The following is a 20,571-nucleotide window of genomic DNA, read 5'->3' as shown; positions in this document are numbered from 1 at the left end:
GCTACCTCTTATATCCAGAGCTTCTTGACCGGCTTGCCGCCGTAGGTCAGGTTGACCATCGCCCGCGTCACCATCAGAGCGGTGAACAGCGAGGTGAGGATCCCCAGCGAGAGGGTCACGGCGAAGCCCTTGACCGGCCCGGTGCCGATGGAAAACAGGATCACCGCCACCAGCAGCGTGGTGATGTTGGCATCAATGATCGAAGTGAAGGCACGCTCGTAGCCGGCCGAGATGGCCTGCTGCACCGACAGCCCCGTGCGCAGCTCCTCGCGTATGCGTTCGAAGATCAGCACGTTGGCGTCCACCGCCATGCCCAGCGTCAGCACGATACCTGCGATGCCGGGCAGGGTCAGGGTGGCCCCGAGCAGCGACATGGCGGCGATCAGCAGGGTCACGTTGAGCGCCAGGGCAATGTTGGCGAAGACGCCGAACACCTTGTAGCGCACCAGCATGAACAGCACCACCAGCAGCAGGCCGATCTGCACCGACATCACGCCGCGCTCGATATTCTCGGCGCCCAGGCTGGGCCCGATGGTGCGTTCCTGTACGAAGTAAATGGGCGCCGCCAGTGAGCCGGAGCGCAGCAGCAGGGCGAGTTCGGCGGCTTCAGTGGGCGAATCGAGCCCGGTGATGCGGAAGCTGTTGCCCAGGGCGCTCTGAATGGTTGCCAGGCTGATGATGCCGCGCTCGGTGTAGGGCTCGCGCTCCACGACTTCCTCGCCGTCCACCGTCACGGTAGTGTCGCGGGTCTTGTGCTCGATATAGACCACGGCCATGTTGCGGCCGATATTGGTGCGGGTGGCGCGGTTCATCAGGGTGCCGCCGGTACCGTCCAGGTCGATGTTGACCTGGGGACGACCGTTCTCGTCGAAGCTGTGATTGGCATTCGAAACGCTGTCGCCGGTGATGATCACGTCGCGCATCAGTTCGGCCGTGCGATTGGGACTATTACGGAACGGGATCGTCTCGGTCTCGTTCTCCGGGGTGTCGGGGCGCGCCTCGAGGCGGAACTCGAGGTTGGCGGTGGCGCCGACGATGCGCTTGGCTTCGGTCGTATCCTGCACGCCCGGCAGTTCGACGACGATACGGTCCGGCCCCTGCCGCTGCACCAGTGGCTCGGCCACGCCCAACTCGTTGACCCGGTTACGCAGGGTCGTGAGGTTCTGGTTGATGGCGTAGTCCTGGAGTTCCTGAACGGCCTGGTCGCTCATGGTCATGACCAGGCGGGCGCCGCGGTCCTCGCCTACGCTCTGGTAGTCGAAGTCGGGGAACTCGCGGGCGATCAGGCTGCGCGCCTCGTCGCGGTCCTCGGCATTGGCGAAGGCCATGGAGATGGTGCGCTCTTCGATCTCGGTATCGCGATAACGGATCCGTTCGCCGCGCAACTGTTCGCGCATGGCGCTGGCGTTGACTTCTAGGCGCTGCTCCAGGGCGGCGTCCATGTCGACTTCCAGCAGGAAGTGCACGCCACCACGAAGGTCGAGGCCCAGGGTCATGGGCGAGGCGGAGAGCGACTGCAGCCAGGCTGGCGTGGACTCGGCCAGGTTCAGCGCCACCACGTACTCGTCACCCAGCATGTCACTGATGCGGTCGCGGGCCCTGAGCTGGTCGTCGGCATCGGAGAGGCGGATGAGCGCGCTGCTGGGCTGCTCCTCCACGGCCTGGATGTCGATACCGGCTTCGCCGAGGGAAGTGCGGATGCGCTCCAGCTGGCGCGCATCGATGGTGGCGTCGCCCCGTTCGCTGCTGATCTGGACCGCCGGGTCCTCGGGGAAGAGGTTGGGAAGGGAATAGACCAGGCCGGCGAGAAGCACGACGAGTATCAGCAGATACTTCCACAGGGGGTAACGGTTGAGCATGGGAGCCCTGACCTCAGGTTGCGGACGTTGGAGGTTGACGAGGCGACCGGTGAGGGCGGGAGCCGGTCGCGCGGCTCCTGCCGCAGCGGCCGCAGGGCGGCCCCGCCGCAGCCCGGAAGGGGCCGCGGTGGAGGCGGGAAGACGCCCGGGTCAGATGGACTTGAGCGTGCCCTTGGGCAGTACGGCGGCCACGGCGTTCTTCTGCACGTTGACCTCGGTGCCTTCGGCGATTTCCATGCTCAGGAACTCGCTGTCGTCGCTCACCTTGGTGATGCGACCCAGCATGCCGCCGCCGATGACGATCTCGTCTCCCTTGGAGAGGTTGCCGATCAGCTGCTTGTGCTGCTTGGCACGCTTGGCCTGGGGGCGCCACAGCAGGAAGTAGAAGATGGCCACGAAGCCGACCAGCATGACGATCTGGGCGATGCCGCCACCGGCGGCGCCGGCGTCCTGGGCCATGGCCGGGGAAATGAAGAAGTCCAGCATGTATGACAATCTCCTGAGTGATGAAAGCCGTATGTTCTACGGCCGGCCTTGCGGGCCGGCCGTGGGTCAATTTGGTGTGGGAGGAACAGGCAGGCCGCGCTGCGCATAGAAGCCTTCCACGAAGTTCGCCAATGTACCCGCTTCGATGGCACCGCGCAAACCGGCCATCAGGCGCTGGTAGTGGCGCAGGTTGTGAACGGTATTGAGCATCGAGCCGAGCATCTCTCCGCAGCGATCGAGATGGTGCAGGTAGGCACGCGAGAAGTGCCCGCAGGTGTAGCAGTCACAGCCCGCCTCCAGCGGTCGAGTGTCGAAACGGTGCTTGGCATTGCGGATCTTGACCGTGCCCTCGGCGGTGAAGAGGTGGCCGTTGCGGCCGTTGCGGGTAGGCATCACGCAGTCGAACATGTCGATGCCGCGGCGCACGCCCTCCACCAGGTCCTCAGGCTTGCCCACGCCCATCAGGTAGCGCGGGGTGTCATCAGGCATCCAGGTGGGCAGGTAGTCCAGGACCTCGTTCATCTCGTGCTTGGGTTCGCCCACCGAGAGGCCGCCGATGGCCAGGCCATCGAAGCCAATCTCCAGCAGGCCCTTGAGCGACGCCTCGCGTTGCTCGGGGTACATGCCGCCCTGGATGATGCCGAATAGCGCCGAGGGAGAGTCGCCATGGGCCTCCCGGGAGCGCTTCGCCCAGCGCAGCGAGAGCTCCATTGAGCGGGCAGCCTCGCGCTCGGTGGCTGGGTAGGGGGTGCACTCGTCGAAGATCATCACCACGTCGGAACCCAGCGAGCGCTGCACGGCCATGGACTCCTCGGGACCCATGAACACCTTGGCGCCATCCACCGGTGAGCGGAAGTGCACGCCCTGCTCGGTGATCTTGCGCATGGCGCCCAGCGAGAAGACCTGGAAACCGCCGGAGTCGGTGAGGATCGGCTTGTCCCACTGGGCGAAGTCGTGAAGGTCGCCATGGGCCTCGATCACCTCGGTGCCGGGGCGCAGCCAGAGATGGAAGGTGTTGCCGAGGATGATCTCGGCGCCGATCTCCTCCACGGAGACCGGCGTCATACCCTTGACGGTGCCGTAGGTGCCCACCGGCATGAAGGCGGGGGTCTCCACGGTGCCGCGGGGAAAGGTCAGTCGACCGCGGCGCGCCCTACCATCGCTGGCCAGGCGCTCGAATGTCATGAAGCTTTCGTCTCGCATGAGAATCTCAATGTCTGGCAAGGGGCGCCCAACGCCGCATGATCGATCTCAGCGTTCCTTGCGGGTCAGGAACATCGCATCGCCATAGCTGAAAAAGGCGTAGCGCTCGGCCACGGCTTCGCGGTAGGCCGCCAGGGTCGTGTCGAATCCGGCAAAGGAGGAAACCAGCATCAACAGCGTCGACTCCGGCAGGTGGAAGTTGGTGATCAGCGCATCGACGCAGCGCCATTCGTAGCCCGGGTAGATGAAGATATCGGTCTCGCCGCAGTAGGGGGCGATCTGGCCATCGTTGCTCTTCAGGCAGGCGCTTTCTCTAGCCGCACTTTCCAGGCAGCGCACGCTGGTGGTACCCACGGCCACGACCCGGTTGCCCCGGGCGCGGGCGGCGCGCACCTGCTCGCAGGCGGTCTCGTTGACCTCGATCCACTCGCTGTGCATGTGATGCTCGCGGATGTCGTCGGCGCGCACCGGCTGAAAGGTGCCCGCCCCCACATGCAGGGTGACATAGGCGCTCTCGACGCCCCTGGCGGCCAGGGCCTCGAGCAGCGGCTCATCGAAGTGCAGCCCCGCCGTGGGGGCGGCCACCGCGCCGTCGCGGCGCGCATAGACGGTCTGGTAGCGCTCGCGGTCGGCCAGCTCGTCCTCGCGGGTGATGTAGGGCGGCAGCGGCATGTGCCCGTGCTGCTCGAGCAGCGCGATCAGTGGTGTCTCGCCCAGGAAGCGAAGCTCGAAAAGCGCCTCGCGGCGACCCTCCACCACGGCGCGGATTCCCCCCTCGAACTCGATCTCGGTACCGGGTTTCGGCGACTTGCTGCTGCGCAGGTGAGCGAGGCCGCGATGGGCGTCCAGGGGGCGCTCGAGCAGCATCTCCACCTTGCCGCCGCTGGCCTTGTGGCCGTGCAGGCGAGCGGGAATCACCCGGGTGTCGTTGAACACCAGCAGGTCGCCGGGCTCGAGCAGCTCGAGCAGGTCGGTGAAGCGACGGTGGGCCAGCTCGCCACTCGCGCCATCGACGCACAGCAGACGACAGTCGCTGCGCTGCTCGGAGGGGTAGCGGGCAATCAGCTCCTCGGGGAGCGCATAGTGGAAATCGGCGCGTTGCATGGGGCGTTTCGGTCCGGCTCTAGGCGTGTCTGGCGACTCGGCGAGCCGCACAAAAGCCCGACAGGATACCTTCTCGAGGCAGGGAAGTCAGCCGGCCGATTGACCTGCACCGGCGCCCACGTATAATGCCACTCGCGTTGCCGGCGTGGCGGAATTGGTAGACGCAGCGGATTCAAAATCCGCCGGGTGCAAGCCCTTGTCGGTTCGAGTCCGACCGCCGGTACCAGCCTTAAACCGTATTTGAAACAGCCGCCTATGGGCGGCTGTTTGTATTGTTACTTGCATGCCCGTGTGCTTCGCAACAAGTGCTCCGAGCAAAGCGTCAAGTGCATCGAGGTGTCTTGGTCTCGAGCGTTTATTACGAAGGTGCTTGCGACGCTCCACCGGGACCAGGGGACGCTGACGCCCGGACTCTTGCTATGTGTGAGCTGATCTGAGTTCGTTTCGTTGCCGTTTCCTTCTGTAGCTTTTAGGCTACAATGCTCTTGATGATGGAGCTAACGCACTACCTGACCGCTGATTGCCATGACTCCTTCCAAGCCTGGCTGGATACGACCAAGGGCAAGGATCGTCAGGCCGCCATGCGGGTACTGACTCCCCTGAACCGCCTGGCCGCTGGCAATGCCCGGCGATGCCAAGGCCGTTGGTGACGGAGTGCAGGAGCTGCGAATCGACTATGGTCCTGGCTACCGCGTGTACTACGCCAAAGTGGGCAGGCGCCTGGTGATGTCGTTGATCGGCGGCACCAAGAAGCGCCAGCAGGCCGACATTGAGCAGGCCAAGGCGTTTCTAGCTGACCATCGAAGGAGAGCACGGACATGAAAAGCCACGACACCGCTGTGATTGAGATGCTGCGCGACGATCCTGACATGGCGCTCGATTACCTTCGCACTGCCTTCGACGAGCTGGACGAGGAGGGTGGAGAGTCTGCCTTTCTGATGGCGCTGCGCCATGTGGTGGAAGCCCAGGGCGGTATGGCTGCCGTGGCTGAGCGTGCCAAGGTCTCACGCGAAAGCCTCTACCGAGCGTTGTCACCCAAGGGCAACCCTACCCTGCGAACCATGACCGCCGTCATAAAGGCGACAGGCATTCACTTCCGCGACCTGACGCATCATGCCTCATGAGGAAGCCGACGAGTGTGGCAAGAGGTGGTATCCCGTATCGCCCAAGTACATTTCAATTATTCGGATAGGTATTGGGGTTTTCGTCGTTGCCGTTTACAGCTTACTGCTTGAATTCAAGGGTATAAGGGGCATTCACTGCTCCTCGCAGACCGTACGGTTGCGGCCCTGCTCCTTGGCTTGATAGAGAAGCTCGTCGGCTCTGAGCAAGCACTCATCCAGGGTGCTGGAGCCGGTCAGTGAGCAAACTCCAGCGCTGGCGGTGATATAAAGCGGCGGAGAGGTGTCCTCCAGCATTGGCGTGGTGGCCAGGAGTTCGTGAAACCGCTCGGCGGCTTGCTGGGCTTCCGCCAAGCTGGAGCCGGGCAGCATGACCACGAATTCCTCGCCGCCCCAGCGACCAATCACATCGCTCTGTCGGAATGCTTCCCGACACAGTTCGGTAAAACGCAGGAGGACGTTATCCCCCGCCTGGTGCCCTAGGGTATCGTTGACCTTCTTGAAGTGGTCCAGGTCGATCAGGATCAGGGCAGCCGGGGGAGCGCCACGCTGAATCAGTGCCAATTCCTGGTTGAGGCGCTGCTCGAAGTCCCGACGGTTGAGCAGGCCGGTGAGCGGATCGGTGGCGGCGCGCTTGGCCAGCTCGTGTCGCGTTGTCTTCAACTCAAGTATCAATTCGGCCTGTTCGCGATGGGCCAGCATCAATTCCAGATGCGCCATCACCTGGTTGGCGAGGGCTTGGAGAGCGAAGCATTGGCGTTCGGTCAGCTCGCGGGGCTGATAGTCGAGTACACAGAGCGTCCCCAGCGGATAGCCATCATGGCTTTCCAATAGTGCGCCGGCATAGAAGCGCAGGTGAGGTTTGCCGGTCACCAGGGGATTGTTGGCGAAGCGCGGATCCTGGGTGGTGTCGGGTACGATGAACAGGCCCGGCTGGAGGATGGCATGCTTGCAGATCGAGACATCCAGCGGGGTCTCTCGTACGCCGAGCCCCTTTTCCGACTTGAACCACTGCCGATCACGATCAACGAAGTTGACCACCGAGATGGGCGCTTCGCAGATGATCGAGGCCACCTCGACGATTTCATCAAACGCCGATTCCTCCGGCGTGTCGAGGACCTGGTAGTTGGCAAGTGCCTGTAATCGCTGCTTCTCGTACTTGGACGAGTAAGTGTCGACGTTGCTGGGCATGGTGGTTGGGCTTGGCATGGGCGGGAACGCGCTCCGATAGGGCAAACATGGCGTTCATGGGTGCCGGTGTGAGGACAGTGGTCTTGCAGCAAGTCACAATGGAGGCCAGCCAGTGCCTGTCATTGTATCCCTCCTGTGGCTGGGCAGCAGCAAGATGGCCAGCGTAGCCCGGCTCTGGCCCAGGCGAGCTACCGTCATTCAGACTTGGAGTTCGCTGGATCATCAAGGTTCTGCAGGTAGCGTTCGAAATCTTCCGCTGGCACGGGCCGACTGTAGAGATAGCCCTGGAAGACACGACAGCCTTCCTGTATCAGAAAATCCTGGACTTCCGCCGTTTCTACGCCCTCAGCCAGCACGTCGAGACCCAGGCTGTGGGCCAGTGCGATGATGGTCTGGACGATGGCGACATCGTTGCTGTCGTCAGGCAGATCCTGAACAAAACCTTGATCGATCTTGAGAACATCGAGCGGTAGCTGCTTGAGATAGGCAAGAGAGGAGTAGCCGGTGCCGAAGTCATCCAGGGCGAAGCTGATGCCCAGATTGCGCAAGGCACTCATCTTTTCCACGGTCTGGTTCATGTCATCGAGAAGGAGCGTCTCTGTCACCTCCAACTGAAGCCTGGCAGGATCGATCCCGGTCTCCTCGACGATGGTGATGACCTCGTCGACGAACCCCCTTTCATGGAACTGTCTTGCGCTGATGTTGACGGATATTGCCATTCCATCTAATGCATCCAGCTTCGTCCAGTGAGCCATCTGCGCACACACTTGCCTGAGAACCGACTGGCCAAGCGCGTTGATCAAGCCGGTCTCCTCGGCGATGGGAATGAACTCGCCGGGCGAGATAACACCCCGCTCATGATGAATCCATCGCAGCAAGGCTTCTGCCCCTACACAGCGGCCCTCACTGTCCATCTTGGGCTGGTAGTAGGGAATGAATTCGTTCGTCTTGATACCCGCTGGAATGTTGCGTTCAAGCCATGCCCTGGCATTCGCCTCGGCTTGCAAATCCGGATCGAACAGGCTCACCGCGTTGCGGCCGCGATGCTTGACATCATAGAGAGCGAGATCGACACGCTTCATCACCTCTTCCATGCTGTCACCCTCTGGATCTACCAGCGTTATTCCGATACTGCAGGTGCGCTGCAGTCCGAGATTCTCGGACTCATAGGGTTTCCCGAGCAAGGCCAGCACTTTTTCGGCAACACGTTTCAGCCGGAAGGCCGCCTCTTCCAAGGAAGGAGGGAGATGCTCGAGCAAGATAGCGAATTCATCACCTCCCAGGCGTGCTGTATGGAACCCTTCCTCCTCGAGGGATTCGAGACGACGAGCAACCGCCTTGAGAAGCTGGTCTCCCCGGCTATGTCCCAAGGTATCGTTGAGAACCTTGAAGTGGTCTAGGTCTATGAGCATCACGCCGGCGTTTGCTGGGGCCTCCTGGCTTGTCGCGATAATCCTTTCAAGCCGTTCCTGAAAGAGTCTCCTGTTGGGAAGATGCGTCATAGGGTCCTGGTACGCCAGGAATTCTATCTTGTCCGCGCTTCTTTTCCGCTCAGTTACGTCTCGAAAATAGACGGTAAGCCCTTCCTCTGTGGGGTAGATGTGATTCTCGAACCAGGTATCAAGTGGGGCGTAATATTGCTCGGAGGTTAGACTGATACACTCGGCCATGGCTCGGCGATATCTCTTTTCGAGCTCCGAACCAGAAAGTTCGGGGAAGACTTGCCAGATGCTACGGTTCAGGACCTTGTCTCTCGATTTTCGCAGCAAGTGTTCCGCTTCAAGGTTGAAGTATGTGAAGTTCCAGTTCCTGTCAAGTGTGAAGAAACCGTCGGTAATGCTCTCCAGTGTCCGGCTCAGTGTATCGGCCGCCTGAGTAAGCTCTTCCTCTAGCACTTTACGATCATGGATGTCCAGCGTGCTGCCATACCACTTGTAAACCTGACCCTGTTCATCACGAACTGGATCGGCGTTGACTCGATACCAGCGGTAGTCGTCTTCGCTCTTGTGATACAGGCGAAAATCAATGTCATAGGGCTCCTGTTTCGTGATGGAATTCCTCCACTCCTCCATGCACCTGACTACGTCATCGGGATGCAGGGCATGGACCCAGCCATCCCCCGGAAAGACGTCATTGGTGATGCCGGTAATAGCGTGAAAACGCCGGTTGGCGTAATCCAGTTGTCCATTTTTGTCTGCAGTCCATACGATACCGGGCATGGCATCGGAGAGTTGCCTGAACTGCTCGTGGCTCCGGGCCAGGCGCTTCTCTATGTGTCGCTGATCGGTGATATCCTGAAAGGCCCCCTGAACCTCACGGACGTCATTGGAGGTACCACTGACGGCATTACCGATGACTCTGACCTGCCGTCGATTGCCCATGGCGGTTAGGATCTCGGCTTCTTCATCGAAGGACATGCCAGCTCTTGCGCAGGCTTCGACGAGTGAGACGATACGCTCTCGATATTCAGGGAGATAGAAGCTGAGTGCCTCTTCCCCGGTTAATCTGCAGCCCGAAGGCAGTTCATGGATGGCGCATACTTCATCGGACCAATGGACTTCCGTGCTATGCGGATCATAGCTCCAGCCTCCCAGGTTTGCCGCGCGACCGGCAATCAGGCGCAAGTGATCCGCTTGCCGCATTTCTCTTTGGTCACGCTCCCGCCGGGTAGCCGAGGCCAAGGTATCCGCCAGGCTCGAAAGCCCTTGTAAACAGGCCTCACTGAGGATGACCTGATCACTCTGGAATACATATAACAGGCCCCAGCATCGGTCAGGCTCGTTTACCGGGATACACAGGGTCTGAAGGGGCTGAGTCCAGCCTTTCATCGTCTCATCCAGCAGGGGCGGGAGTTCGCCGATGGCGGGTTCTCCCCTTTCCATCGCCAGCCTGGCCAGGTTGTCGCGACTCAATGGCAGGGCGTCGGGCCAGTGCACGTCCGGCTGCCCGGTGCTGGTGATGCCTGCCACCACGTTCCCTTCCTCGTTCGATGACTGAACCTCGATCAACAGGGCCGCTTCGAAGCCCAGGGCATCGATGGCCAGCTCGACCGTCTGTCGATAGAGTTCTTCGAGGGAGGCGCCTTGGCCCGCCCGACCAAAGGCCGCCAGCGCGGCTTGCAGGCGGGTGTGAAACGCCATCGCCTGCTCTGTCTGCTTGCGCTCGCTGATGTCGCTCACCGAGGCCAGTGTGTGTCACACCGTCGATGACAACAGGGGCCAGGCCGACTTCCAGGGGAAAGCGACTCCCGTCTCGACGCTGTCCCTGGAGTTCTCGTTCAGGCTTCATCTGGCGAGTCTCGGGTGATCGAGCGAAGTCCTGACGATGGTCGACGTGTTTAGCCCTGAGTTCATCGGGTACCAGGATATCGATCGGCTGCCCTTTGAGCTCATCGGGCGGATAACCGAAGGTCTGCTCGGCGACGCGGTTGGTTGTCTCGATGATGCCGCCGGGTCCTGTCAGGAAAATACCGACCGGGGCTGCCTGAAGTATCGCTTCCATGTGCAGCAGGCGAGCCGAATCCGAATTAACGACGCGCTGAAGGGAGACGAAAAATTCAGTATTGCCTTCCTCACCCTGCACGTGGGAGATGCTCCACTCGACTTGATAGGGAGTCCCATCCTTGCGGTAATTGATGGTGGAGCCGATGAAGGGGTCCTGATGCACCAGAGAATCGCGCAATGCCTGCAATACGCCGGGGTCGGTATCGGGGCCCTGAAGAAGGCGAGGAGTCTGCCCGAGGAGCTCCTCTTCGCTATAGCCGGTCATTCGGCAGAAGGCAGGGTTGGCATAGAGGATCTGCGGACCCGGCAACTCGAGCTCGGCCGTGGTCACGATCACCGCATCGAGCGAGTGCCAGATAGCTACATCAAAAAGCGAGCGAGTCCAGGCGGGAAGAGCGTGATCAAAAACTGAGTTCACTTAGGACCTATCGGCAGGTAAGGGTTCGACCACTGGCCCGGAGTAGGATGATGGGCATACCCGAGAACAGGTTGCTTTTTTTAATAAAAACAATAGTTTATATCAAGAAAGGCAGCCAGTTTCTTGAATCTTTGAACTTTGTCATCCTACTTGATGCTTGATCATCAGGGAAACACGTCATAAAACCCGCCGCCGTTGCCTGTTTGTCCCAGCCAATCTGGCACTGGCAGGGTAGTGACAGAGGCTCGCTGGAAGCGAGTGTATTTTGAACCGGTTCGTAAGCCGGGTGACGGGCTGGCCGGTAAAACAGCTAGCGGCGGTGGTCTGATATTGGTTCCTGAAGCCGCCAGCACCGGCAACGGGAGCCGGAGGATGTGATGACCAACACGAGCCGAGCTTCACGGCTGGTCAGACGGTGGGCGTTCCAGTTCCCGGACAGGCTGATGAGCAGTCTGTTCGCGCTGGCAATAAGTGCCTGGCTATCGGTGACGTACAGCGCCGACAAAGCCTGTCATGTGGCGTATATAGATGCGCGGGCCAATCCGTCAGCCAATATGCTGGCGTGGCGAGCCGCCGATCGCTTGGCGTCGGGTTTTGACTGCAGTAACGAGCCGCTGGGGGTGGGCGACCGAAGTGCAGCTGTCTGGTATCTGGAGTCGGCGATGGGTTGCGTGCGTCCAGATTCCCAGACATTGAGGCCCGATGATGCCGAGCAGCAGGGCGGTGCCGCCACCAGCAGCAGCGCTTTGGGCCAGGAGGCCGAAGACGATACCAGCGTTCTGCTCCTGAGCCTGCGCACCGGAGAGAGCTACCGCTCCCTTCTCCTGTCCCGCGCCCCATCCGTCCCTTCGGGACAAGGCGCAGAACAGGGCGCGGATATTTTTCCGATTGAAGGGATGATCGTATCCCCACAACCACAGGGCTTGATGCGCCTCCAGACGTTGACGGTCCGATTGCCCCGGGGCTGCACGGGGGAGGGCTGTCGCGGAACGTCCCGCGACGTTTACGCCGCTCGGTGGGGACAGAAGCTGATCCCGGGCAACGCCCACCAAGCGATACGCCAGGAGATGGAAGCGGCCATGCAGCGTGGTGGGACGGACAGCCGTTACCGCCGCGAGACACTGGTGCTCACGGTCGCCGAGGGTATTGTCTGCGGGCATACGCGGGCACGGTGGGAGTCCGGCGCGCCCCATCCTACGCATATAGACCGCCGCGGCTGTGTGCCGCTCACCACAGGCCGCCTGAGGCCCACAGAGAACCCTTTGCCCCCTGAGTATCTGCTTTCCGAAGCGCAATTGGAGCAGGCGCGCGAACGGATCAAGGATCGCTACAGTTCGGGAAAGTTCGAAGATGAACTGTCGCCTCAGGCCCTGCAGGCGGTGGGCGATCTGGATCTGTCTGGCATGCGCCTTCTGCTGGACCACCAGGTGGGCGCTCTCTACGCTTTCGTCCTGGCGGACGCCTCCGCGCCTTACGCGCTTTCGGCGACCTACGACCTGCAAGTTAACGTCCCCGCGGGCTTGGCCCCTCAGCCGGCGGCACAAACCGGTGCGGCCGCAGGCAAATCGGACGAGCGTACCGATGCAAGCGCCCGGCACACCTTTACCAGCCCCGACCAGGCGCTGCAGGTCGTGCTCGGCGCCGAACGGCTGCGCTTGATAGACCCGTCGTCCGGCACGGTAATCCTGCATCGGGAGCTGGCCTGGGACGACGTGGTGAGCGCCGCCTGGATCAGCGGCGCACAGGCGCAGCGCTTGCGGCAATAGCTCTCGCACACGGCAGACCGTACCGATGTTCCTGACAGACTGCTCAGGAACCGTGGATACCGCAGATGTTGCACGTATCGCTTGAATTCCGGCGTCGCGAACGAAACCACAGGACTCTCTGGAGGAGAAGAGTCCATCATCGATCAACCTCCTCCGCTACAGTTGCCACATGGCGCTCTATCCAGTCTCTGACAGGTGCGAAGCGAACGAAAACGGAGCTGCCGGGACAATCGGGGCTGCCACCGATGAGCAGGCCGTGAAGGGATGGCTTTTCGCCTCTAATCGAAATTAGTGCGGCACCGGAATCTCCACGCATCGGACAGTCTTGCCCGACTTGCATGCGGATAACTGGCCCATCCACCTCGACTTCCGCAACGGTGATTTTCGAGCGGATCCAGTCTGACACGTCGATTGGCAAGTCCGGCGGCGCCATCGTCCAGATGTGATAGGGGTCGGTCGATGCCGGTTCGATAGTGGGCGGCTCTTGTGGTGCGCCACATGCGTCCGCCCCTGAAATCCGGAAAAGGGCAATGTCGTGGGAGGGATGAAAGACGATCCGGTCCACTCGCACCTTATCGAGGGCCACCCCTGTGCCGGCATGACAGGCCAATGTGAGTTCTTCGCCGATTCCCCACAGGCAGTGCCGGGCCGTTATGGCGACGTTGGACGCTAGATGGGTCGCACCGCACATCCGCTCGATAGTCTCCCCGCGATCATCGGCGTGTGCGATGAAATGGAAGTCGTAAGAAGACTGGGCCAGAGCATTGCCGGGAAACAGGAAAAGAGCGGCGGCGCCCATGAGAAACATGAGCACCGCCTTGTCAGAATAGCGAAAGCCGGGGGTTACCATGGCCCGCCGCTATCGCACGGAGTTGATGAAATCGAAGAACTCAGGTGTGATCCGTCGTCCAAAGCTCGGAGTGCGACCGCGGCAGTTCTGCCGGCAATTCCGCTCGGCGGATGTGACCCCGTAAACATACGGGTAACCGTTTCTGTAGTAGTACAGGCCGGATCCGCTATCCCCGGGGTTGGTGTCTGAGCTGAATCGGAACTGGCGCGGCCAGCCATCTGAATCCCTGAAGGCAAAGAATCGATTGAAGACGTCGCCATCGCCGTAGAGTGCGTTTGTCGTGCACCCGGAGGGGCTGTGCGGCGATCCACAGCCAGGGTAGCCTCGGCGGTAAGCATTGTGTCCGTTGAGGAAGCCTTTCCTGCGATACCCCCAGCCCATGCCAGCCGGCGGTGTCGCGCCTCTGTCAGGGCGGGCGAATATCAGGGCGATATCATGGCGGATGCAGCCCCCGCTGAAACTGCTGTCGCAATTATTGTTCAAAAACTGGGGATAGTAACCATAGCCGTAGACCGACCAGGAGCCCCAAGTGGGGGATGTTCCACCGTCACGACGTGGACGGATCGAAGCGTTCGAGATGTTGCCGCTGGACGTGAAGACACAGTGCGCTGCCGTGATGGCGATCATGCGCCTGGAATTGGCGACCAGTACGTTGGCTGAACAGCCGCCATAATCGGCGATGCGCTGGTAGATCGAGTGCCTGTCCGAAAAGCCGTCCGCGATGGCACGCCGGATCCGGTTATCGGTTCTGTTGCTCCAGGCCTTCTCGATGCGGCTTTCCTGCTCGATCATCTCGTCCGAGACGGGTTTGCCTTCTGGGTTGGTCTCGTCTACCAGCTCATTGACCTCGCGCGCGAAGGCAGCGAGTCTGGCGCGCGGCGACACGACCTGGAAGGAGCGTCCGGAGCCCATGTCGTAGAACTCGAAATCCACGAGGCGGGCCTGCTGTCTCAGCTCACCCAAGTCCGGCGGGGTGAGTCTTTCTTCGTCGATATCCTCATCATTATCGAATTCGACCGATGGCATCAGTTGCATGTCTTGGGTGTCAATCGAGGTGCGGCGCGGGCGATCGATCACGAATGACTGCTTTGAGATGTCCTGAATGAGCGGAGTCTTCACTAGCCACTCGGGAAGCTCGTTCATCGAGATTTCTTTGCGCCCGGGGCCTTCGGGGTCCATCTCTGGCATCGTGTGCAAGTCGGGAGATTGAAGCTTCGGCTGGGTCCTGAGAGCGTCACGATTGATCTGGGGTGTCTGTATCGACGGCATTTCCAGCTGTGGATTGAAGGTCGTTTGCTGATCGTCCTGATTCTGGGCAAACGCTACAGGAAGACCAAGACTCATCGATACCGCTGCGGCTATCAAGCTTGTTGTGTAGTTGTGCCGTTGTCGCATGATGCTGTCCCCTCTTCTCGGAAAAGGCGACGGTCAACGCCTCAAGGGAGCGAGGCCGAAGCCGTCGATCCGTCAAGTCCCGGTCAGGATCGCCATTGGTCGTACCGAACCATTCCCGACCGGGCCTAGCGCATTCTAAGCGTAGTCAACATAAATCCTCTTTTCCTCCGACATCCGCTCACCTTTTGCTTCATCAAATGCGCTAACAGAAAGGTAAGTAACTCGCGTTTGAAGTCCGGCACCATCTCGCCCTCGTATAGGAAGCGGTGTTCACCACGTCTTGAATTCAGGAAAACACACACTTCCTTCGGTCGGGTTCTACTGAAAGGGCGCAGGGCGTTCGTTACCGGCTGGGTGTCGAGCCGTCGTCCGTGCCTGTGCTCTCGTCCGTCGCAACCCGGGCGGGACGGACGAAGACGCCCCCGCGCATGCGCTGCCGACCCTCCTCCTGCGCGGGGATCGTGAACTCGGCCTCAATGGACACGGGTTCCATGGTCACCTCTCCCTCCCAGGAGAAGGAGGGCGTCGCTTCGCCGGTCTCCTCCATCGTGTGCTCGACCCGCGCCATCTCTGCCTCGCCTTCGAGCAGGAGCCGGCCCGAGACTCGCCCCCCCTCGATCGTGTCGATCCAGACGGTCCCGGCGAGCGGGCCGGCGTTGGCGAACTCGCTCCATCCGGTGAAGGCCTCCTGATACGGGAAGTAGGGGTGAAATTCGCCCTCGTAGCGCGACCATATCGGGAAGAAGCCGGTCCGCTGCAGGCCGAGGAGGCGGGCAGGATAGCTCGAGCCCGCCTCGAGCTCTTCCGGCGCGACGCCCGGCAGGCGAAGGTGGAGCTGGAGCTGGGCATTGGCGGGCCAGCCCTCCCAGCCGTCATGAGCGACGATCATGGCATCGTAAGTATTCATCGTCGCCGAGGGTCCTGGCGTGTAGAAGCTGAGGGCGACGTCGCGCGCAGACGGCTCGTCTGAGCGCTGCACGGCGGCAAGCGGATCGGCACAGATTGCGCCGCCGGCCTCGCGCCCGCCTATCACGATCGAGAGCTCGCCGGTTGCGGGGGAGAGTGCCGGGTCCGCCGGTTCGTTCGCACCGGTCAGGGCACCGAGCATCTCCATCAGCTTCCCCGGCATGTCCCCATCGCCGAGGCCAAGCGCGTCTCCCATCTGCCCGATCGCCTCCAGGCTGCGCGGGTTGGTCATCGCCGTCATCAGATCCGGCGTACACTCGCCGACACTCGTCAGCGTGACCTTCACCCGAACCTCCTCGGGTTCGAGACTATCGAGGCTTTCTGGCGCAGCCGCGGCCGCGACGTAGATCTTGCTCAGTTTTGGAACCGACTCGACGATCTTCGTCCAACGGGGCAGGTTGAAGTGGTCTCGACGCGGCTTGCCGTTCACCAGGAGGTGCACGTCGCGAACGGCGGCCGCATCCACCGGTTCGACCTCGACCTCGATGCGGACCCGATGATCCGGTGCCGCCGGCAAGAACACGGTGAATAGCTCCGTCGCCAATGGACGGACCACGACCACCTCGCTCGCAATGGTCTCGCCAAGCGCGGCACGGATCGGCGCCTCCTCCGTGAAGAAGACCCGCCCCCGCGTCTGGCCGCCTATCTGGCGCGTGAAGCCGGCAGCGACCGTCGGGTAGGCCTCGTAAAGGCCGCGCGGGAACCAGGTCCGAAGCGTCCGGTCGAGCGCCTGGACCACGCCGAGACGGTCTGGCTCGGCCTGGATGCCCGGGGGGAGGGAGCGGGCGATCTGCAGGAGCGAGTTGAGTTCGAAGTCGAGATGCCCGGCGCCGCCGTACACCAGGCCCGCCAGCCGTGTGAAGAAGAGCGCATTCGGTTGTCCCAGGGCGCGCGTCAAGTCCGCCGTGGTGATCTCACGTGAAAGGTTGAAGCCGGCTTCGGTCTGACATCCCGGATCCTCCTCGCCCGAGCCGTCGAAGTCCCAGGGCGTGTGAAGCGACAGGTCCAGGTAAGGATGGAAGCCGGTCCCCATCCGTAGCCACCGATCGGCGACGTCAACGCCGTCAAGCCGCTCTGCCGCCAGGCTCCCGAAGGCCTGGGCCAGGCCGCCGCGCAGCCATCGGCCGCAGGGGTTACGCCAGTCGCCGGCCGGCATCGCTGCAGCCGAGTTCAGCCACATGAAAATCGGCAGCTGCGTGATTGCGACGTCATCACCGAGAATGTTCGCGTCCGGCGGGAAGACGCCGTGAACGATGGTATCGATTTCGGTGCTGGAGAGCGTATTGGGCCCAAGAGGCGTCTTGGCTTTTTCTCCGTCACTCAAGAGTTCGATGTAGTAGGCCTGCGCGCTGCGGTGCGGGACAGTCGGGATGACCGGCGGCGGCGCCCGGAGCTTCTCGAGCCAGTCGGCGGATTCTTCGACGAGCCATTTCGTCGTATCTACGACCGGCTGGCGCTCGCCCTGCTCGTAGCACCACTGCGGCTCGACGAGATCCGTCCCGGGCTTGTCGCAGGACCAGACAAGGGGGTGCGGCCAGTCGGCATGGGCGGCGGCCGCTGGAATCAGGAGCGCAACCACCGCGGGAAGCAGATATTTCATTCCACGATGAACTCCGTTCGAGAGACAACCGTCTCCTCGGGAATCGCGAGATACTCGACTCGGTAGACGCCTGGACGCTCGGGGGCGGTCAGCTCGATCTGGCCGAGGTCGCCGCGCACCTGCGTGGCGCGCCGCCCCGGTCCGCCACCCACGATCACCACGAGGTCGTTGCTCCAGTTCGCGACCGCCGGGAGGCGTACCGAGAAGCTGGCGCCGGGTGCAAAGGTGCGGACGATCTCGAGCGGCGCGATCGTCTCCGGCGCCAGCGCGGGTGCCGCCTCCGATCTGGGCGTGTCGAAGGAGGGTGGCAGCGCGGCGGAGCCCGCCGTGGAGCGCTGATCCGTGTCACTCGCCGAGCGGGGCGTGGGCAACGTGGGTTCAGTCGCCACCGCGGGGGGTGGTGAAGGCTTGGAGGGCTCGGGTTCGGCCGGGATCACTCCGGCGGCGCTTGGCGAGAGGAGCGCGGCTACCGCGGCCGTCCCGCTCTCCGGAACCTGAGCGGTGAAGCTGGTGGCCGCGCGCGTCTCCGCCTCCCAGACGACCACTTGCCAGCGCCCCGGGGCGAGGTCGAAGACCGCCAGAGGTGATGCCTCGCGCGCCTCTGCGAGCTTGGCCCCAGGCCCTTGCAGGCGCCACTCGAGTTGGCCCTCAGGCGGGCGCGTCGCGAAGCTCTCGGGGTCGAGCACGGTCAGTGTGACCTCGAGTTCGCCTGCTGTGGCGTGCCCCGCCCAGAGCGCTGCAAGCGAAGCCAGCATCGCTAGCGCCGCCCGGGCCCTCATGGCGCAGCCACCGTCAGCGGCGTCCGCGCGATGACGCGCTTGCCCTGGCGCATGACATAGCGGAGCTCATACTCGCCCGGTGCCTCGGGCAGGGTGAAGGTCGCCGTCCCCGGCTCTCGCGCATAGACGTAGCTCTCGTAGCGCCCACCGTCGTCGCCGGGACGGGCGATTGCGAGGTAGTCGCCGTTATAGGCGGGGCCCCGCCACATGACCTGGAGCGTTCCGCCAGCCGGGGCCGAGGGCGGGGCGGCGATCTGCGCCTCGACCGGGCCGACCTCGATCGGCTGGCGAGCGATGACTCGCCCACCCTCGCGCTGGATGTAGCGTATCTCGTAGGTACCTGGCTCGGCCGGCATCATCAGCGGCGCCGGCGAGCCCTCACGCGTGTAGACGTAGTTCACGTAGCGCGTCGGCGCGTCGTCTGGCGTGGCGACCGAGAGGTAGTCCTTGTCGCTGTCGGGGCCGGTCCAGGAGATCTCGACCGTCGAGCCGGCGACGACTGTCGCCGGGGCGTTCACGCCCGCCTGTGCCGTCTCGACCCGGATCGGCCGCGTCGCCAGCACGGCGCGATCCTGGTCGAGCACGTAACGGATCTCGTAATCGCCGGGATTGGCCGGCATGACCAGGCTCGCGGGCGAACCATTCCGCGTGTAGACATAGTTCTCGTAGTCGCCGCCCTTCGCCCCCGGCAGCGCCACCGTGAGAAAGTCGCCGGGCCGCGCCGGCCCCGTCCACTCGACGGCCACCGCGGTCCCGGCCGTGGCCGTTTCCGGCGCGGCGAGCGTCGCCTCGGCGCCCCTGACGATAAGCGGCGCGCGTGCCATCACCTTCGCCCCCTGGCGCTGGATGTAGCGAAGCTCGTACTCGCCCGGTTCGCCCGGAATCTGGATCTCGATCGGTGAGCCGCTCTCGACATAGGCGTAGGTAAGATAGCGGCGGTCTTCCATGCCGAGCTCGGCGACCGCGATATAGTCGCCGTCATAGCCGGGCCCGGTCCACGCGACGGCGGCCGTCTCGCCGACCACGGCGGACTCGGGGGGCGTCACGCTTGCGGTGACCGGCGCTATCTCGATCGCAGCGGCGGCGAGCGCCGCACCGCTCGCGGAGAGGACATAACGAATCTCGTAGCGTCCGGGCTCGGGTGGCATCAGGAGTTGGAGGGATGAGCCCTCGGACGTGTAGGTGTAGGCGGTGTAGTTGCCTTCCTCGGGAAATACCGCGAGATAGTCTTTCTCGGCGTCCGGCCCTGTCCATGCCACCTCGACCGTCGCGCCCGCCGGTGCGCTTTCCGGTGCATCCACGCTTGCCTGTGGCAATGGCCGCTCGAAGCTGACCAACGCCTGGATCGGCTCTCCGCCGGGTTCGATCTCCACGGTCACGGAGGCGTAGGCTTCGGCATCGATCCACAACGCCTCGGCTTCGTAGCGACCGGGCGCCAGCTCATGGCGGAGCTCGGCCTGGATGGCGTTCTCGACCAGAGCGGCGTCCGTGCCGAGGTCGCGAAGCGTCCAGACGAGCCCCTCGGTGATCGGTTCGCCCGTCCCCGCGATCTCGGCGGTAAACGTGGCCGGGACGGGGTCCGGTGGCGCGCTGACGCGCTCGAGTGCCGCGGCGAGCCCCTCGGCGTCGTCGGCGGCGAGATAGAGGCCACCGGTGTTCTCCGCGAGGCAGGCGAGGCCCGCACCCGTCTCCTCTGTGACGCCGAAGCCGACGACGTGGGCGGTGAAGCCTACGCCCGTCTCCTCGAGCCGGCGGCCGACCTCGCAGGGATCAAGGTTGCAGGTCTCCTCGCCGTCCGAGATGAGGACGACCGTAGCGATCTCCTCCTCGTATTTCAGCCGCTCGGCGGCCTTGAGCACCGCCGCAGAAAGCGGTGTCTTGCCCTTGGGCGACATTGCCTCGACCGCCGCACGGATCGCCTCGGCCGAGCCGGTGGCCGGCTCGACCAAGGTCTCGATGTCGCCGCAGTCGCCTTTCCGGCGGTGGCCATAAGCGACAAGGCCGAGCGTCTGGTCGGTCGGCAGTGTATCGAGAAGGTCACCAACGACGCGCTGGGCGATCGTGATCTTCGGCTCCCCGGCGATCTGGCCCCACATCGAACCGGAGGCGTCGAGGACGATGATGCTCCCCGGACCGGCCTCCTGGGCGGTGGCGGCCCCGCCGATTAGCAGGCCAGCGGTGAGTGCGGCAGCCAGGGGGAGCGCTCCAAATACCTGTTCTCGACCTTGAGTGCCGGGCCGGGCTGTGGAGGGTTTGAGGATCGAGAACATGGACGAGCTCCTTGAAACGCAACATTGCCACACCCGACTCGATCGTTGATGATTCGGGGC

At 62.9% G+C, this 20,571-nt stretch carries 15 protein-coding genes, 1 tRNA gene and 1 pseudogene; 5 read left to right on the top strand and 12 right to left on the bottom strand.

All coding sequences use genetic code 11. The features are described from left to right. Nucleotides 1-8: 8 nt before the first annotated feature. The 4 genes from secD to queA all read right to left on the bottom strand — a co-directional run bounded on the left by secD (nt 9) and on the right by queA (nt 4,652). The gene (gene secD, locus BMY30_RS10570; protein ID WP_089713397.1) at nt 9-1,859 is read right to left on the bottom strand and encodes a protein translocase subunit SecD; all 1,851 of its coding nucleotides are present in this window, start codon (nt 1,857-1,859) and stop codon (nt 9-11) included. 150 nt (nt 1,860-2,009) lie between these two features. Further along, nucleotides 2,010-2,345 (bottom strand): preprotein translocase subunit YajC, encoded by a 336-nt coding sequence (gene yajC / locus BMY30_RS10565; protein ID WP_089713395.1) that lies wholly within the window; start codon nt 2,343-2,345, stop codon nt 2,010-2,012. Nucleotides 2,346-2,411: 66 nt separating this feature from the next. Beyond that, nucleotides 2,412-3,530 (bottom strand): tRNA guanosine(34) transglycosylase Tgt, encoded by a 1,119-nt coding sequence (gene tgt / locus BMY30_RS10560; protein ID WP_211607303.1) that lies wholly within the window; start codon nt 3,528-3,530, stop codon nt 2,412-2,414. 66 nt (nt 3,531-3,596) lie between these two features. Beyond that, complete coding sequence (gene queA / locus BMY30_RS10555) at nt 3,597-4,652, bottom strand: tRNA preQ1(34) S-adenosylmethionine ribosyltransferase-isomerase QueA (RefSeq protein WP_089713391.1); 1,056 nt, start codon at nt 4,650-4,652, stop codon at nt 3,597-3,599. Between the two features lie 139 nt (nt 4,653-4,791). Between queA and BMY30_RS10550 the strand changes: the two genes are divergently transcribed. The 4 genes from BMY30_RS10550 (at nt 4,792) to BMY30_RS10540 (ending at nt 5,776) form a co-directional block, all read left to right on the top strand. Beyond that, nucleotides 4,792-4,878 (top strand) — tRNA-Leu (locus tag BMY30_RS10550). 262 nt (nt 4,879-5,140) lie between these two features. Next, nucleotides 5,141-5,302, top strand: coding sequence for a hypothetical protein (locus BMY30_RS18175; RefSeq protein ID WP_244516186.1), 162 nt, complete (start codon nt 5,141-5,143; stop codon nt 5,300-5,302). Between the two features lie 4 nt (nt 5,303-5,306). Continuing rightward, nucleotides 5,307-5,474, top strand: a complete 168-nt coding sequence (locus BMY30_RS18170; RefSeq protein WP_244516185.1) for a type II toxin-antitoxin system RelE/ParE family toxin — start codon at nt 5,307-5,309, stop codon at nt 5,472-5,474. After that, nucleotides 5,471-5,776, top strand: coding sequence for an addiction module antidote protein (locus BMY30_RS10540; RefSeq protein ID WP_089713389.1), 306 nt, complete (start codon nt 5,471-5,473; stop codon nt 5,774-5,776). Before BMY30_RS18170 ends, BMY30_RS10540 begins: the two co-directional genes overlap by 4 nt. 132 nt (nt 5,777-5,908) lie before the next feature. On the opposite strand, the gene BMY30_RS10535 is transcribed toward BMY30_RS10540, so the two are convergent. The 3 genes and pseudogenes from BMY30_RS10535 to BMY30_RS18485 all read right to left on the bottom strand — a co-directional run. Further along, entirely contained in the window at nt 5,909-6,982 is a 1,074-nt protein-coding gene (locus tag BMY30_RS10535) for a sensor domain-containing diguanylate cyclase (RefSeq protein ID WP_089713387.1), read from the bottom strand. Between the two features lie 176 nt (nt 6,983-7,158). Next, nucleotides 7,159-10,143, bottom strand: a complete 2,985-nt coding sequence (locus tag BMY30_RS10530) for a bifunctional diguanylate cyclase/phosphodiesterase (RefSeq protein ID WP_244516184.1) — start codon at nt 10,141-10,143, stop codon at nt 7,159-7,161. A 64-nt stretch (nt 10,144-10,207) separates the two neighbouring features. Then, nucleotides 10,208-10,798 (bottom strand): annotated as a pseudogene (locus BMY30_RS18485) (PAS domain-containing protein); the annotation flags it as partial. Nucleotides 10,799-11,262: 464 nt separating this feature from the next. Here BMY30_RS18485 and BMY30_RS10520 point away from each other — a divergent pair. Further along, nucleotides 11,263-12,651 (top strand): hypothetical protein, encoded by a 1,389-nt coding sequence (locus tag BMY30_RS10520; RefSeq protein ID WP_089713382.1) that lies wholly within the window; start codon nt 11,263-11,265, stop codon nt 12,649-12,651. Between the two features lie 136 nt (nt 12,652-12,787). Here BMY30_RS10520 and BMY30_RS10515 read toward each other — a convergent pair whose 3' ends face one another. The 5 genes from BMY30_RS10515 to BMY30_RS10495 all read right to left on the bottom strand — a co-directional run bounded on the left by BMY30_RS10515 (nt 12,788) and on the right by BMY30_RS10495 (nt 20,511). Beyond that, the gene (locus tag BMY30_RS10515; protein ID WP_139195513.1) at nt 12,788-13,501 is read right to left on the bottom strand and encodes a trypsin-like serine protease; all 714 of its coding nucleotides are present in this window, start codon (nt 13,499-13,501) and stop codon (nt 12,788-12,790) included. Nucleotides 13,502-13,510: 9 nt separating this feature from the next. Further along, nucleotides 13,511-14,896, bottom strand: a complete 1,386-nt coding sequence (locus BMY30_RS10510) for a trypsin-like serine peptidase (protein WP_139195512.1) — start codon at nt 14,894-14,896, stop codon at nt 13,511-13,513. Nucleotides 14,897-15,239: 343 nt separating this feature from the next. After that, nucleotides 15,240-17,462: a hypothetical protein gene (locus tag BMY30_RS10505; RefSeq protein ID WP_089713375.1), complete on the bottom strand. Its 2,223-nt coding sequence runs from the start codon at nt 17,460-17,462 to the stop codon at nt 15,240-15,242. After that, entirely contained in the window at nt 17,459-18,217 is a 759-nt protein-coding gene (locus BMY30_RS10500) for a hypothetical protein (protein WP_139195511.1), read from the bottom strand. The genes BMY30_RS10505 and BMY30_RS10500 overlap by 4 nt, the downstream gene beginning before the upstream one ends. 20 nt (nt 18,218-18,237) lie before the next feature. After that, nucleotides 18,238-20,511 carry a VWA domain-containing protein gene (locus BMY30_RS10495; RefSeq protein ID WP_089713371.1) on the bottom strand — a complete coding sequence of 758 codons (2,274 nt, stop codon included), beginning with the start codon at nt 20,509-20,511 and terminating at the stop codon, nt 18,238-18,240. Nucleotides 20,512-20,571 lie beyond the last annotated feature (60 nt).

Source organism: Halomonas daqiaonensis, from assembly GCF_900109725.1.
Lineage (GTDB): Bacteria > Pseudomonadota > Gammaproteobacteria > Pseudomonadales > Halomonadaceae > Halomonas > Halomonas daqiaonensis.
Note: the sequence above shows the minus strand (reverse complement) of the source record. Positions and strands in the feature narration are given on the sequence as shown.

Bases quoted from the DNA above. Each gene is read 5' to 3' on its own strand.
- secD (WP_089713397.1), bottom strand. From the start codon at position 1,859: ATGCTCAACCGTTACCCCCTGTGGAAGTATCTGCTGATACTCGTCGTG.
- yajC (WP_089713395.1), bottom strand. From the start codon at position 2,345: ATGCTGGACTTCTTCATTTCCCCGGCCATGGCCCAGGACGCCGGCGCC.
- tgt (WP_211607303.1), bottom strand. From the start codon at position 3,530: ATGACATTCGAGCGCCTGGCCAGCGATGGTAGGGCGCGCCGCGGTCGA.
- queA (WP_089713391.1), bottom strand. From the start codon at position 4,652: ATGCAACGCGCCGATTTCCACTATGCGCTCCCCGAGGAGCTGATTGCC.
- BMY30_RS18175 (WP_244516186.1), top strand. From the start codon at position 5,141: ATGATGGAGCTAACGCACTACCTGACCGCTGATTGCCATGACTCCTTC.
- BMY30_RS10540 (WP_089713389.1), top strand. From the start codon at position 5,471: ATGAAAAGCCACGACACCGCTGTGATTGAGATGCTGCGCGACGATCCT.
- BMY30_RS10535 (WP_089713387.1), bottom strand. From the start codon at position 6,982: ATGCCAAGCCCAACCACCATGCCCAGCAACGTCGACACTTACTCGTCC.
- BMY30_RS10520 (WP_089713382.1), top strand. From the start codon at position 11,263: ATGACCAACACGAGCCGAGCTTCACGGCTGGTCAGACGGTGGGCGTTC.
- BMY30_RS10515 (WP_139195513.1), bottom strand. From the start codon at position 13,501: ATGGTAACCCCCGGCTTTCGCTATTCTGACAAGGCGGTGCTCATGTTT.
- BMY30_RS10510 (WP_139195512.1), bottom strand. From the start codon at position 14,896: ATGCGACAACGGCACAACTACACAACAAGCTTGATAGCCGCAGCGGTA.
- BMY30_RS10505 (WP_089713375.1), bottom strand. From the start codon at position 17,462: ATGAAATATCTGCTTCCCGCGGTGGTTGCGCTCCTGATTCCAGCGGCC.
- BMY30_RS10500 (WP_139195511.1), bottom strand. From the start codon at position 18,217: ATGCTGGCTTCGCTTGCAGCGCTCTGGGCGGGGCACGCCACAGCAGGC.
- BMY30_RS10495 (WP_089713371.1), bottom strand. From the start codon at position 20,511: ATGTTCTCGATCCTCAAACCCTCCACAGCCCGGCCCGGCACTCAAGGT.